Annotated in this window: 11 protein-coding genes and 3 pseudogenes; 5 read left to right on the forward strand and 9 right to left on the reverse strand. The window is 58.1% G+C overall.

The annotated features are described in order from the left end of the window. The 7 genes and pseudogenes from AC0L3E_RS33590 to AC0L3E_RS33620 form a co-directional block, all read right to left on the reverse strand. The coding region (locus AC0L3E_RS33590; RefSeq protein ID WP_473606762.1) for a TIM barrel protein at nt 1–533 on the reverse strand (533 nt) is incomplete at its 3' end. Nucleotides 534–975: 442 nt separating this feature from the next. Beyond that, nucleotides 976–1482, reverse strand: a pseudogene (locus tag AC0L3E_RS33595) (transposase); the annotation flags it as partial. 27 nt (nt 1483–1509) lie between these two features. Further along, nucleotides 1510–1627 (reverse strand): annotated as a pseudogene (locus AC0L3E_RS33600) (IS6 family transposase); the annotation flags it as partial. Between the two features lie 697 nt (nt 1628–2324). Then, nucleotides 2325–3176, reverse strand: a complete 852-nt coding sequence (locus tag AC0L3E_RS33605; RefSeq protein ID WP_473606763.1) for an alpha/beta hydrolase family protein — start codon at nt 3174–3176, stop codon at nt 2325–2327. Between the two features lie 349 nt (nt 3177–3525). Then, the gene (locus AC0L3E_RS33610) at nt 3526–3744 is read right to left on the reverse strand and encodes a tautomerase family protein (RefSeq protein WP_473606765.1); all 219 of its coding nucleotides are present in this window, start codon (nt 3742–3744) and stop codon (nt 3526–3528) included. 39 nt (nt 3745–3783) lie between these two features. Beyond that, nucleotides 3784–5142: an MFS transporter gene (locus AC0L3E_RS33615; protein WP_473606766.1), complete on the reverse strand. Its 1359-nt coding sequence runs from the start codon at nt 5140–5142 to the stop codon at nt 3784–3786. A gap of 61 nt (nt 5143–5203) precedes the next feature. Beyond that, nucleotides 5204–6190 carry an NAD(P)H-dependent flavin oxidoreductase gene (locus tag AC0L3E_RS33620; protein WP_473606767.1) on the reverse strand — a complete coding sequence of 329 codons (987 nt, stop codon included), beginning with the start codon at nt 6188–6190 and terminating at the stop codon, nt 5204–5206. 118 nt (nt 6191–6308) lie between these two features. Between AC0L3E_RS33620 and AC0L3E_RS33625 the strand changes: the two genes are divergently transcribed. Continuing rightward, nucleotides 6309–7235 (forward strand): LysR family transcriptional regulator, encoded by a 927-nt coding sequence (locus AC0L3E_RS33625; RefSeq protein WP_473606768.1) that lies wholly within the window; start codon nt 6309–6311, stop codon nt 7233–7235. Nucleotides 7236–7538: 303 nt separating this feature from the next. Here the strand turns inward: AC0L3E_RS33625 and AC0L3E_RS33630 are convergent. Beyond that, nucleotides 7539–7640 (reverse strand): annotated as a pseudogene (locus tag AC0L3E_RS33630) (thiamine phosphate synthase); the annotation flags it as partial. Nucleotides 7641–8653: 1013 nt separating this feature from the next. On the opposite strand from AC0L3E_RS33630, the gene AC0L3E_RS33635 reads away from it, so the two are divergent. The 4 genes from AC0L3E_RS33635 to AC0L3E_RS33650 all read left to right on the forward strand — a co-directional run bounded on the left by AC0L3E_RS33635 (nt 8654) and on the right by AC0L3E_RS33650 (nt 14192). Continuing rightward, entirely contained in the window at nt 8654–10084 is a 1431-nt protein-coding gene (locus tag AC0L3E_RS33635; protein ID WP_473606775.1) for a phosphomannomutase, read from the forward strand. Further along, complete coding sequence (locus tag AC0L3E_RS33640; RefSeq protein ID WP_473606770.1) at nt 10084–11499, forward strand: mannose-1-phosphate guanylyltransferase/mannose-6-phosphate isomerase; 1416 nt, start codon at nt 10084–10086, stop codon at nt 11497–11499. Before AC0L3E_RS33635 ends, AC0L3E_RS33640 begins: the two co-directional genes overlap by 1 nt. Before the next feature lie 248 nt (nt 11500–11747). Next, on the forward strand, nt 11748–12008 hold the full coding sequence (locus AC0L3E_RS33645; RefSeq protein ID WP_473606771.1) for a helix-turn-helix domain-containing protein: 261 nt from the start codon (nt 11748–11750) through the stop codon (nt 12006–12008). A 276-nt stretch (nt 12009–12284) separates the two neighbouring features. Further along, nucleotides 12285–14192: a putative bifunctional diguanylate cyclase/phosphodiesterase gene (locus AC0L3E_RS33650; protein ID WP_473606772.1), complete on the forward strand. Its 1908-nt coding sequence runs from the start codon at nt 12285–12287 to the stop codon at nt 14190–14192. A 177-nt stretch (nt 14193–14369) separates the two neighbouring features. Here the strand turns inward: AC0L3E_RS33650 and AC0L3E_RS33655 are convergent. Then, a partial coding sequence (locus tag AC0L3E_RS33655) for a TCP-1/cpn60 chaperonin family protein (RefSeq protein WP_473606774.1) occupies nt 14370–14609 on the reverse strand: 240 nt, incomplete at its 5' end.

The following is a 14609-nucleotide window of genomic DNA, read 5'->3' on the forward strand; positions in this document are numbered from 1 at the left end:
TGAAATGTGTCGTGCACGAGGCGGAAGACGGACTGGCCATCAATGGCGGCAATGGCCTTAGCCGCTTCGTTCTTCGATCGAAGTGAGCAGGTCTGGAAGCCCAGCGGCTCGATGAGACCGATCAGGCCGCGCGACTGGAGGATCGGCTTGAGCGCCTTCAAGGCAAAGCGGAGATCGCCCCTGCGCTCGCCATTCGCGGGCCAGGAGCCGTCGTTGACCGGCATTAGCATGAGCGCCTCGGCTCCGCAGGCCGCCGCATAATCGGCGAGCCTGCTCGCCTCTGTCTTGCGGGCGGGTGTCCACTCGTTGAAGCGCTGCAAGGCATTGATGGAAATGATCCCAACGCCTGCTTCGCCGGCGGCAGCCCGGACGTCCGCCGCCGGCATGCCGCGTGCAATAGCATTGCTGTACGGTTGGCTGCGGATCTGGACATCGGTCAGGCCCTGGTCACGGGCAACAGCGAAAAGTGCCCTGACGTCGAGTCCGGCCGTCGCCATGTGATCGAGTGCAAAGCGGGGCGCTGCTTGGCGCATGGCTTGGCTTTCCTTCAATGTTCCCGGAAATTTCGTCGACCCTATTGCGACACTTGAATTAAGACAAACGATTAGATCAGATGTTTTTCATCTGAAAAGGAGATGGCTGATAAACAGCGCCGAACTCAGGTTTTTCCGGGCGGGTGTGAGAGCAAACAGCACGGATTGGAGCACAATGGCTGGCCAGGGTGCTCCGCTTGCGCGTGCCGTGCGGCCAAACTCATTTCGACATCAGTTAAAAAGCTTGAGGTCAGCACTGCTGCTCTTAAGAACCGAGGTTCAACAATCAAATCGAGATCAGTAAGCGTGGCCGCCGTCGAAGGTGACCCGCAGCAGCCGAGTGCCCCAACTGTGGGATGCCTCTCGCTTTGCCAAAAGGTCACACGATGCTCGCATGATGGGGTCGGGACAAGAACTGCTCAAAACGCGCGAGGCATTTAGAACCAAAGGCAGTTACGGTTGATTTGTTAATGATTCCTCCACCCCAGGCTTCAGCGCCTGACGCCCCGTGGCAGCGCGAAAACGCTCAGTAGCTGCAGCGCCGGCGGCACGCGCGACCACATGGTCCTCAAGACTTCTAGACCATGCCTTGCCGAACGGCGCTCCCGGATAACACGATGTGGCCGTCGGAGGCCAACCTCGTGGAAATACAGGTCGGCATGCTGGAGGGATATGATGAAAGACGCCGGCGATGGTACGGCGGAAGCGGGCGTTGAAGCCCTCTACCGAATTGCCGTGGACGGCATCGCGAACACATTCACCATTGGTATGCTTCACCGTCTCGCCTTGGCAAAGCTCTCACCAATGGCCATGAATGCTTCCACTCGTCGCTCATCAAGTGAGCTCTCGACTCGATCTGCGCTTCAATGACGCGTTCGCTTGCTCGCGCTGAGAGACCGGTCACGACCGCGGCACGCGCGTCACCGGCCGGAGCGCCGGTCGTGAGGTCGGTCGCTGCACCATGGCCATAACCGGCGATACTGATGCCGCGGTCGGCCATCATTCCTTCAAATCTCGAAGACTCAAGCCGTAGGAAGATCCCAGCGAACGCAAAGCAGAATGGCGGACTGGTCGAAATGGCGGCCCTTGAACATCTGAACTCTCCGGCGAAAATACCAGAGGCCGTGCCATGCGCCTGGTTACCGAAGACTTTGCAAAACATCTTCGCTGAAAACCCGCACGCAGACTTGGATGGCCATGCGGTCGAGCTTCCGGCAATGGTACCCCGGCGAACGACAATCGCGAGAACGGCGAAATGATCCGCGCGGCTTGACCACCCCAAAACCTGGTGCTCCCCTCGTACCGGTGTGAAGCATCTCGAGCATCGCAGGCCCGGCGCGCTCGACGATGGCGACGCCGGCCGGCAATCCTGTGCGCAATTGAGGGCAGGATCGGGTTGACGCGGAAGGAAGCAGCTTCCATTGCGCATGGAATATGGAACCAGTCGAGAACATGCTCGCTCGCCTGCGATCATTTCCGCCTGCGACCGGACTTCTTCCCAACTACCGGTATCGAAGGTAATATCGTGATTGGGTGCTTCTTGAGAGAGTCGCGAGTACGCCGTTGTAGCTCGCGATAATAGCCGCGCCGTCTTCAGCCAGCGAGCGGCCCACGATCAGCTCGTATTTTTCTTACGGTCGTCATGGGGCGGATGTACTCGGGAACCGGGCAGGTTCACGCGGGCAGGCATCCTGCATGAAGGATAACCGACAGGCGAGCGTTACCGCCTTCGCTTGGAGGCCGCCAATCCGGCGGCATTGGCGGCCGAGTGAGCGCCGTTCGACGCGCAGGCTATTCGCCGTTGGACTTTAGGAAGGCGACTGTCGCTAAGATCAGCTTGTCCACGGTCTTGGCACTCTGTTCAACGCCGAAACCATGATCAACGGGTTCAGCCCACAGTTCTTCCGGACCGTCGTGATAAGCCAGCAACGACTTGGCGAGAACGGGTTGGGGAAAGACGATGCTATCGCGCGTGCCCACCGCGAGGAACAGCGGCCCCTTGTAGCGCGAGATTTCGCCGGCAGGCTGCACCGCGTAGAGGCTCTCGAAGAAGCGGCCTTTCAAAGGAATTTCCTTCCCATCTCCGACGCGCTTGGCCGGATAGACTTTATCGCCCACTGTCACAGCTTCCGCCATCTGCTTCTCGCCAAATATGGAGATGAACGCTGCCGGAAGATTGATGCCGGGATTCCAGAGCACGACAGACTTTAAAGGCGTTTTCGTCCGGCCGGCAACTGCTGTCGTGACCGCACCGCCTAGGCTCATTCCCATCAACGAAATACGTTTGCCGTCAACGCTGTCATTTGTCGATAGGAAGTCGAGCGCCGCTTGTGCGTCCGTTATCTCGGTTTCGACGGTCATGTCTTGGAATTTGCCGTCACTCTCGCCGCTGCCGCGAAAATCGATCCGAAGCGAAGCGATACCATCCTTTGCGAGCACCGGCGCGGCACGCCCGAACAGGCCTTCCTTCACCGCCCCTGAACTCCATTCGTTGCGGCTGCCGGTGAAACCGTGAAGCATCAGGATGACGGGAGGATTCGCGACATCATCAGGCGTGACCATCGTGCCTACGATTGTCTGGCCTTCGACCTGGAACTTGATGATGGCCTCCTTGGCTTGCGCCGAAACTAAAAAAGTTGTCATCAGCATTCCCAGTGACGCTGCAACGGTTCGGTGTAGTTGTTTCATAACTGCTCTCTCTCTCCTTGTTGTTTGGAATTTGCGCCGTCAAAGCTGATGGCCGGCCGTGTCGGACTGGCATCAGCTATTGACGTCTTTCACCGCCGCGATGCGTAATTTCCGCGAAGCTCGCGGTTATGAATTGAGCTCGATCAAGGCCGAAGGACCAATCCGCGTCACCATTTTCTACGATACTGACCACAACATCTGCAGGTCGATCGCACACACATCCAAAAAGCCCTCTTGCAACGAAACGATAGAAGGCCCTGTTTGTGGTCAGTTGACCGCGCTCGCGAGATCACCTCGATAATGATCAGCCTGTCGCTGCGAAAAAGGCCAAGGCGGTATCCTCCGCGCGCATACGCGCTCTCTGGTGTTCGATCAGGATCTGATAGCGATCGGCGGGCGGTACTTGGAAAGCTCTGACCACCGCCTCATGGATGCAGTCGAGGATCTTTTCCTGCTCCCCAGGCGATCGGCCCTTCAGAAGGTTATTTTTATCAGCGGCATGGGTCGTCCTCTGAAATAGCAAAGAGGGCGGGGGCGCGCACTCGGCGTCCCCGTGAAGATTTCAGATTGCCCTCGCAGGTAGCCCGGTTGGGGCAGCCTCTGGCTCCCCAGGCAGCGCGCAGGGGAACCAGAGAACATTTACGACTGCGCTCATGATCGCGATCGCAATGGGATAGGCCAGGCCCGCATAGATGTTGCCCGTGTAGGCAACCAGCGACAGGCTGACGAGGGGAACAAGGCCGCCAAACACGCCTGTGCCGACGTGATAGGGCAGCGAGAGCGAGGTGTAGCGCAACTTCGCCGGGAAGAGCTCGACGAGGAAAGCTGCCATGGGGCCATAGACCAATCCGACGAAAACGAGTTGGGCGACGATCAGCGCTGTTACCAAAACGAAGTTCTGGGCAGCGGCGGCGGCGGCGATGCCCTGATAGATTGGAACATAGAACGCGGCTGCAAGAATGAAACCGGTGACAATCAACTGACGGCGGCCGATCCGGTCGGACAAGGCGCCGAAGAAAACGATGAGGGGCGTTCCGATCATCAAAGCAGTAGCAAGGCAAAGGTTCGCTGTCAGGAAGTCAAGCTTCAGCACGCTTTGCATGAAATACAGTGCGTAGAACTGGCCTGTATACCAGACGCACCCCAAGCCCGCAGTCGCCCCGAACAGTGCAAAGGCTGCATAACGCACGCCATGACCGGTGGCGAAACTCTCACGGATTGGGCTCTTTGCGGTTTTCCCGCCTTTACGAAGCTCCTCGAAGACCGGGGATTCGCTAAGCTTGAGGCGCAGATAAAGGGACAGCACGATCAAAACGGATGATAGCAAGAAGGGAATTCTCCAACCCCACTGCTTGAAGAGCTCTTCGCCGAGCGACAGCCGGCACGTAAGCACGACAACAATCGCGAGAAAAAAGCCGACGGTTGCCGTTGTCTGGATAAAGCTCGTGAAGAACCCGCGCCGGTTCGCCGGTGCGTGTTCTGCAACGTAAACGGCGGCGCCGCCGTATTCGCCGCCGATCGCCAATCCCTGGATCAGCCGAAGGACCACAAGAGCGATCGGAGCGAAATATCCCGCAGTCTCAAAGGTTGGCAAGACGCCGACGAGCGCGGTCGCAATGCCCATCAGAATGAGCGTCATCAAGAACGTGCTCTTACGTCCGACGCGGTCGCCGATGCTGCCGAACAGCAGGGCTCCCAATGGGCGCACGAGGAAGCCCGTGGCAAAGGTAGCGACGCTGATCAGAACAGCTGCCGTGGGTTCATTGGCAGGGTAGAAGAGCGTTGAGAAGAAAATCGCCAGACTTCCGTAAAGATAGAAGTCGTACCACTCGATGACGGTGCCGGCGCTTGATGCAAGGACGACGATCCAGATACCTGGTTTTTTTGGGGCGGAGTCGCCCCTTTCCTGTAGCTGTTGCATGCTGCGGTTCCCCTTTTATGTTTTTGGAAGCGGTCGGCCCTCTTCTTCAGGGCCGTGGTACTCAGTTCGCGATGCGCTGATCGAATGCGTAGACGCCAAGTCTTTCGCTTGCCTCGCGCACCGTTCGGCGGACGATGTCCTTCGCCGATGGCAGATCGTTGATGAGGCCCACCGCCTCACCGACAGTCACGTTGGCCGTGTCATAGTCGCCAGAGGCCCATGCCGCCTCGACTTTCGACAATTCTTCGGAATGCAGTGTGCGCAGCTCTTCTTCCCGCCCGTGCCACTTGTCGATGAAGCCGTTTTTGAGCAGTCGGCCGGTATAGGCCGCCGGCCAAGCCTTCTGACGGACGATATCGTAGACGGAAGTCCGGATTGTCTCGTCGCCAGAGGCAGCGACTACCTTGTCCTTGGCCGCCTGATGAATGAGCGACTCTCGCGTAGCCCAGAACCTGGTTCCCATCAGGACCCCGTCTGCTCCTAGCATCAGCGAAGCGGCCAGGCCCCTACCGTCGGCAATGCCGCCTGCCGCCACGACAATGACAGAAGGCGAAATCTTTGCCACCAGATCCACGACTGCTGGAACGAAGGGCATGGTTGACCGCGCGACCAGGCCATGGCCGCCGGCCTCGGTCCCCTGAACAATAAGAACGTCGGCGCCAATGTCGATTGCGCGCCTGGCATGTTCGAGTGTGTGGATCATGCAAATCAGCGGAACATCCGCCTGCCTGACCCGTGCCGCGAGCTTCGCCGGATCCGAAAACGAAAGCATCATCGCGGACGGACGCTCCGCAAGTGCGCGGTCAAACAGATCAAGGTCGGCTTCGACTGCCCAGGCGATGAACCCGCAGCCAACGCGTTCATTGGTGATAAGCGACGACTCTGTTTCGTACCATTGACGATCAGCATATCCCCCACCCAACAGGCCCAGACCGCCGGCGTCGGCGACGGCGGACGCAAGTGCGCCACCGGCGGCCGGTGTCATCGGGGCAAGGATGATGGGATGCTCGATTTCGAAAAATTTCGTCAGACGCGTTCGTATCGTCATCTGTACTTCTCCCAGCTTTGAGGAAGTTCCCGGGAAATTTTTCTTTGACGCTATTGCGACACTTGACTTAAGACAAATGATTAGATCAGATGTTTTTCATCTGAAAAGGAGATGGCTGATGAACAGCGCCGACCTCAGGTTTTTCCAGGCGGTTGTGAGAGCAAACAGTATCGGAGGGGCTGCCGGTGTACTCAACACGGTGCAATCCAACGTCACCGCGAGAATAAAATCGCTTGAGGAGGAAATCGGTGCTCCGCTTTTTCATCGCTCCAGGCAAGGGGTCACACTGACAGCCACCGGCATTCAGCTCGTTCCCTATGCGGAGCGCGTCGGAGAGCTTCTGGACGAAGCCAAGCGCGTCGTCACAGACCGCGGTACGCCTTGCGGTTTGCTCAGGATCGGCTCGATGGAGACCACTGCAGCGCTTCGCCTTCCGCCGATCCTGATCCGCTATGCTGCAGAATATCCAGAGGTCGACGTACTGGTGGAGGCTGCACCGACTGAAAAGCTCGTCGGCGACGTCGTTGCACGCAAACTGGATGGCGCGTTCGTCTCCGGTCCCATCGCTCATCCCGAACTGAAGAGCCTATCGATCGTCGAAGAGGAGCTCGTTGTGATCTCCCCGCCGCGGTTTCGCGAGCTTTCGGATCTGAAGGCCTTGGCCGCATCACCGGCTCTGAAGGTTCTCGCCTTTCGATCTGGCTGTTCCTACCGCCGGCGCATGGACATGTTCCTGGCGTCGTGTGGGGTGACGCATGGCCGCTGGATGGAACTCGGAACAATGGACGGGATCATCGGCTGCGTCGCCGCCGGGATAGGGATGGCCATGCTACCTCGGGGGGTCGTTCAGGATGCGGCAGCCGACGGACAGGTCATCATACATCAGCTACCTGATAACCTGCGGTCGGCGCCGACTGTTTTTGTGACGCGGAGCGACGAGTATCTCTCCGCGGCACTTCAGGCTTTCATGGCGGTGGCGTCTGAAACCCATTCACGGCCTGAGCCGGCAAGACCAGAGCCGGTGCGACAACTGCAGCGGGCTTAGGAGAGGTGGAGCAAAAACAAAGAGTCAGTCTGACGCAACTCGGCGGCTCTTGTTGGCAGCTCGTAGGGTCCGTTTGCCCAGAGATCGCACGGATTGGAGCACAATGGCTGGCCATGGTGCTCCGCTTGCGCGTGCCATGAGGCCAACCTCATTTCGACATCGGTTAAGGAGCTTGACGTCAGAACTGCTGCTCTTGATCGAGGTTCAACAATCAAATCGAGATTAGTATGTAACTGTGGTCGAAGGTGATCCGCAGCAGCCTGTGAATAGCCGTAGCCAAAGCTGACGTATGTGCCGCCCAGTAGCCCGCAACTCGGCCTTATCCAGAGTCTTGATGCGAAGCTGCACCAGCTTCACGCCGAGCGTCACCAGCCGTTGGATCCAGGCAACGCTGTCCACAATCAGCTAGAACGCCGCCATGCCGATCACGGGAGTGGAGGGGACGCTTCGAGCATTCGCGAGCCGAACGGGCGCGCCATGCCGACGGGATCGGCCCCTTGGCGACCGCCGTGTCAGAAGCACAGCGTCAAAGCCGAGCTCCATGACGGTGGCAGCATGCGAGGCGCATCGAGGGCAGCGCCCTCATATTGATCGGCCCGAGGGCAGAACCGATGGCGCTCACTACGGCATCAGCACCTTGCGCTTCCTCGTGCCGAACTCTTGGCGCGCCATGTTCGCGGTGGTGACCGCTTCCTTGACGGAGTTGCAGCCAGCGCTCTCGCCGGTTGAAGCGGCGCATGGCAAGCCCGTGGCGAATCGGCTTCCAGTGAAGCGGCTGTTACGTTGCCGAAAAGAGAATGGATGCAGACAAGGCCGAAGGCGTGGACCACGGGGACGACGACAGCGTCAACTTGTTTGGGATAGGCCTTGATCCAACGCAACTCCAGAAACAACTTTCCCAGACTTGAGGCGTTGCAGGGCAAGACATTGCTTGGTCTAGCGCCCGAAGTCACGCCATGTTCAGCCAGCCCTCTACAATCGCAGGGTTCTACGATGCTGGTCAAGACGGCTTTCTCGCCCCATCCATGGCATGGATGCATCCAATCCAAACAACCAAGTTTACCGACTTGTCATGATGCTGCATAGCGAAATACCGGCAGGCCGATCAATCAACCACTGCCTTAGATCATTAGATGAGCGGGCCAGAGATTCCGATGGAAGAGGAGAACTGTGCATGCCCGGCCGGACCTCAGAATGGGCCTCACGGCTCTCGTGATAGAGCGAGCCATAGGGTCCGCTAGAATCCGGTAGCCTTGGGTGGCGAGAAACCTCCCGTTCTGAGCTCCTGTTTGGATCGATCTTGAAATTTGATCGGCCGTTACTGGAACCGCATATCTGAACTGCAGGTGGCTGAGAGCGATGGCGCTTTCAATAAGCACTGCAACATTACTCACCCCGCCCACCAGCAAAGCGAAGTCATGAAATTCGGGTCAAGCGGCGTTCGAGGTTTGGATTCGGAATTGGTCGGCAAAGCCAGCGGACTTTATACCGAAGCTTTCGCTTGGCGTTTGATTTCGAGCCGGGTTCAGTCGAATAGTTCGGTCTTCCTAGGCCGCGACTTACGTGACAGCAGTCAGGCGATAGTCAACAATTGCATGGCAGCGTTGGCCGCAAATGGTTTTCAGCCGATCGATTGCGGCGCCATACCTACGCCTGCCCTGGCACTATATGCACGCAGACACGGCACGGCCGCTCTTATGGTCACCGGGTCGCACATTCCAGCCGATCGCAACGGCATCAAATTCTATGGTCCGAATGGTGAAATCACCAAGGCGGATGAGGCCGCGATGACGCGCTTTGTAGGCGAAAGATCAGCTGCATATTGCTTGCCACCGGCTCCACTGGGAGCGACGTGGCCTATGCGCCATGAAGAAGCGATCGGCTGTTATCGAGAGCGCGCCAATGACATACTGGAACCGGACTCCCTTTCCGGCATGAGACTTGGTGTGTACCAGCACAGTTCGGTCGCGGCGGAACTGTTGGTACAGGTCCTTCAATCGCTTGGTGCCAGCGTGATCGCGGTCGGGAAAACCGGAACCTTCGTACCTGTCGATACCGAAGCCGTGGACTCGGCAACAATGTCAAAATTGAAGAAATGGGTCCGCGAATTCGGTCTCGATGCCATCGTGTCGACCGATGCGGACGCTGATCGGCCACTCATCGCTGATGAAAATGGCGATCTTTTTCGCGGCGACCTGATTGGGCTCGCAACGGCTCTCTTCCTGAAGGCAGACACGGTCGTGACGCCAGTCACCTCCAATTCGGGCATCACGAAAGCTCTTGGTTTCGAGGTCCGGAGGTCGAAGGTCGGCTCTCCATTTGTCATCGAAGCCATGGAAGCCTCAGGCGGCGCCGCCGGCATCGTCCTCGGTTTTGAGGCCAATGGCGGTGTTTTGCTAGGCTCGGATTGCACGGTGAACGGGAAGACGCTGACCGCACTGCCGACGCGGGACTCGCTGCTCCCAATCCTAGCTGTTCTCGGTACCATGGCATCGACAAAGAAGAAGCTGTCGCAACTGCGCGGGTTTTGGAACCTTCCGGCGTGCGCGAGCGAACGCCTTCAAGACTTCACTGCGGAAACTTCGCGCAGATTGATGGATCGCCTCGCAGACCACGACGCGCTGCGGCAATTTCTTGCTCCGTTCGGGACCGTAGCCGAAGTCGACGAAACCGACGGCCTCAGGGTTCGAATGAGCACAGATGAGATCATACATCTGCGGCCTTCCGGCAATGCACCGGAATTGCGCTGCTATTCGGAAGCTTCGACCGAGAGCAGAGCCACGGCGATCGTCGCCTCGGTGCTGAAAAGGGCATTGGCATCCGCGTTACAGACGATAGGGAGCATTTGATGAAAGTGGTTCCGGTCATTGTCAGCGGCGGGGCCGGCTCGCGGCTGTGGCCTGCCTCCAGGCAATCGCATCCCAAGCCTTTCCTCAAGGTGGCGGACGGGCATTCGCTCATTCAGCACACCGTGTTGCGTGCGGTTTCGATAGAGGGGGTGGCCGAACTCGTCACCGTGACCTCCAAGGCCCACCTCTACCTCACGAAAGACGATTTTAACGAGCTGGAGTCTGTTGTGCTGCCGCGCACCTTCCTGCTCGAGCCGGAGGGCCGGGACACGGCCGCCGCTGTCGCCGCCGCGACGATCCACACCAAGGCAACACAGGGTCCGGATGCGATCCTGTGCATTTTTCCGGCGGACCAAATCATCGGCGACCTGCCGGCTTTTCGAAGCGCCATGAGCCGGGCGATAGAGCATGCGCGGCAGGGGCACATCGCTGCCCTGGGCATAAATCCGAACAGGCCGGAAACAGCATTCGGCTACATCGAGGCCGATGGCGAAAAAGTCGTCCGTTTCGTCGAGAAGCCGGACATCGAGACCGCCAGATCCTATGTCGCCTCCAAACGCTTCTTTTGGAACGCCGGCATCTTCTGCTTCAAGGCGCAGGTCATGCTCGACGAAATGGCTGCGCATTGCCCGGAGGTGATCGATGCCGTTCTCGCTAGCTACGAGAATGCTCGCGTCAGCCACGGCGACCATGTTGCCAGCATCGAACTCTCATCTGAGCACTTCGCCATGGCTCCGCGTATTTCACTCGACCGAGCGGTGATGGAAAAAACCCACAATCTCTCCGTCGTTCCCTGCGAAATGGGGTGGAATGACATTGGATCGTGGAACGCAATGGCTGAACTGGTCGCCGCCGACGTGAACGGAAACAGGATTCGCGGCGATGTTCACATGATCGACACCGTGCGCAGTTACATAAGCTCGGACAAGAGAGTCATCGGCACCGTCGGTATCAGCGACCTGGTGATCGTGGATTCCCCCGATGCCCTGCTTGTCGCATCCCGCGATAGCGTCCAGGACGTAAAGAAACTCTTCGAGGGACTCAAGGCTGCGGGACATGAAGCACACTTACTTCACAGTACAGTGCACCGGCCCTGGGGCACCTACACGATTCTGGAGGAAAGCGAGCGCTTCAAGATCAAGCGCATCGAGGTGAACCCTGGCGGGCGCTTGAGCCTGCAGATGCACCATCACCGCTCCGAGCACTGGGTCGTGGTCAGCGGCACTGCGAAAATAGTCAACGGCGACCAGGAGCTGCTCCTGACCACCAATCAATCCACCTATATCCCGTGCGGTCACAAACACCGGCTCGAGAACCCCGGCAATATCGACCTGGTGATGATCGAGGTCCAAAGCGGCGAGTATCTCGGCGAAGATGACATCGTGCGGCTTGATGACGTATACGGTCGGACCTGACAGTCCACTTCTACAGGTCGCAATCAAGTTGGCGCACTCGCGAACGTCTTCTTGTAGCTATATAGGAATCCTCGAAGATGAGGTCTTGATCTAGACGGTGGCGGCCGCGCATTAGCGGAGCGCCTCCCACGCCGAGAGTGGTCGCGTTTTGGATGCCGCCGGCTCGGGCTTTTTCGGCATCCTATCTCAACATCGGCCGCCGCTTGTTTCGCATCTTCGAACGGGCGGTCTCTGCATTTGGAGGCAAAATGACTGCATCGCCTTTCGCGCTGCCCGAGACAGTAATTACTGCAATCTCAACCGGAAAACCCGCAATTCAGGCATATCGAGAACATCTTGGCTATTCGACCGAGGAGATCGCCGTGACGAGCGGACTGACGGTAGAGGAGGTCAGGCTGATTGAGTCTGGCCATCCCTTCGACAAGGGCTATCGCGATCGGATCGCTCGGGCACTTGGCTTGGCTGAAAGTATCTTCGATGAAATCTCATCCATCCAAAACGCTGCTTGACCTCGCCCTCTGAAGATTACCCGCCGCAGGGGCCGTGCCTTCGGCGGCACGCCCAGCGCAGCTTCCGTGCCGCTCCTTCCTAGATCCCAGTTTAGTGGCGAATCCAATGGGACACCACGACGCCGCGTTCCTTTGACCGCTGTAGTTCTCCGCAGACATCTCATTGGCTGAGCGACGCAAAAGGCTGATGCCCCGCTGAATCGTTAACCCGTCCTTCAGGGGGAGGTGCATAAATCTGCGCTCCGGAAGAAGGCCAGAAAGCAAGCTGACTGATCCATGGCCCTGAACAAAGAAGACGCGCTGGATGCCAGAATTCTTCAGGATCAGCTCGCTGATTTGAGGGCCGGTCTCTTCGTGTCGATGCCGATAAGCACTATCCTATCAGGCCTGATTTTGATGGTGCAGGCCCTTTCTGGCGCCGGCTTTGCCGCCGCAGTCTGGTTCTTGATTGTCAATGCGATAAATGTCGCGCGCCTTGCACTAGCCCATTACCAGCTAAATGAGACGGGTCATCAGGACGATTTGATATGGATTTCGCAGCGGCTTCGCTGGTTTGCCATTCTTGCTCTTGTGGCAGGATTTGCCTGGTCCTTTCCTGCCGTCCTCACGGCCGGATACACAACACCCCAAGCGGCGCTGCATCTGATCATTCTGGCGGGGATTTCAGCAGGTGCGGTAACATACGGCAGTTCGTATTCCGCGGCAGCGATCAACTTCATCACACCGCCACTCCTTATCACTGCAGGATGGCTGCTGACGAAAGCCAACTTGGAAGACTACATTCTGGCTTTTGCGGTTCTGCTCTTCGAGGGCGGCTTGGTTCGAAGCTCGTTTGTAGGGCAAGCGCGCTTCCGCGAGGCGAGCCGCCTGAGACATGAGGCCGAGCGGCTTGCGGCCGAAATGGAGCGCAATTCCAGGGAGGACCACTTGACGGGCCTGCTCAACAGACGGGGCCTCGAACACGCAATTGGTCAGTACGAGAACACAGACGGCCCCTTCGTGGCAATGCTGATTGACTTAGACGGTTTCAAGTCTGTCAACGATACCTACGGTCACAGGACGGGTGATGAAATGCTCGTCATGATCTCCCGCCGGATAGAGCAAGAAGCGCCCGCAGGCTCAACGCTCGCCCGTATCGGCGGCGATGAATTTGTGCTTTTTTTCCCCTCGCTCAGAAATTCTCCTTCTCCTAATATTCTGGCATCCAACATCATAGCCAAACTTGCTCGCCCCTATCCTGGGGTCGCGTCCGTCCGGATCGGAGCATCTTTAGGAATATACTTGGCCGAAAGCCCGGTGCTGACAGAAATGTTGTTGCGGGCGGATATCGCCCTTTACACAGCTAAGCGTCGTGGCAGGAACGAATTTTGCCTGTTCGATGCCGAACTCGACAGGGAGCTGCATCGCCGCCAGTCCATTGAACGCGACCTTCATTCGGCGATAAATACGAGAAGCCTCAGTTCTTGGTTCCAGCCCATCGTAAGACTCGATACCGAGGCCCTGGTTGGTTTCGAATCCTTGCTGAGGTGGACCCACCCGATTCATAGCGCCATCTCTCCGCCCGAAATCATCACAGCCGCGCGCGAAACCGGAATGCTTCAGCTGCTGACCCATACGGTATTCGCGGACTGTTGTGCTCTTATCGACGGCTTGTTGAAAGCTGACCGCCGTGATGTACGTGTGGCAATGAATGTTTCACCGCGCGAACTGGAGGCCGGCGATATCGACGATATGATTCTGAATGGTTTGGCCGCAAAAGACCTGCCACCAACGATGTTCGAAATTGAGATCACCGAAGAATCCCCTGTGGACCCGGACAGGGTGGATGAGAAGCTCGGACGGCTTTCACATGCCGGCATCTCCATCGCGCTCGATGACTTCGGCACCGGCTTTTCCACATTGGCATCGCTCAAGGACAGCCGGATACGCAAGGTGAAAATTGACCAGGGCTTCGTTCGCGGTCTGGCAAGGTCCCGAGACGACCGGCTGCTTGTCAAAACGGTGATCGATCTTGGTAGGACGCTTGGGATCGAGGTCATGGCCGAGGGCGTGGAGACAGAGGCAGACCGACAAATTCTGCACAAGCTTGGCTGCAGAACCGCTCAGGGCTTCCTATTCTCCAAGGCGGTAACTCTGACCCAAGCGCTTGAATTTGCAGTAAAAGAGCACGCGAAAGACTTGTGACCGGTACCAGCTATTGCTGACTGCATCAAGGAGAGCGCCAAAGGACGAGATGGGTGCTGGAGCGGACATGAGGTGCGTTATCAAGCGCCATTACGACGATGTGGTTCCGAGAAGTTGGTCAAAAAAGGGCGGCATCGCTGCCGCCCTTTCCGTATCTGGAGGCTGATAGAGGCTGGATTAGAAATCCATACCGCCCATGCCGCCCATGCCGCCGCCGCCCATGCCGCCAGGCATGCCGCCGCCGCCAGCTGACTCCTTCTTCGGAGCCTCCGCGATCATGGCTTCGGTGGTGACGAGCAGGCCGGCGACCGAGGCCGCGTCCTGGAGAGCGGTGCGAACGACCTTGACCGGATCGACGATACCCATGGCGATCATGTCGCCATATTCGCCGGTCTGGGCGTTGTAGCCGAAGGTCGC

It is taken from the genome of Mesorhizobium sp. WSM4822, assembly GCF_055811155.1.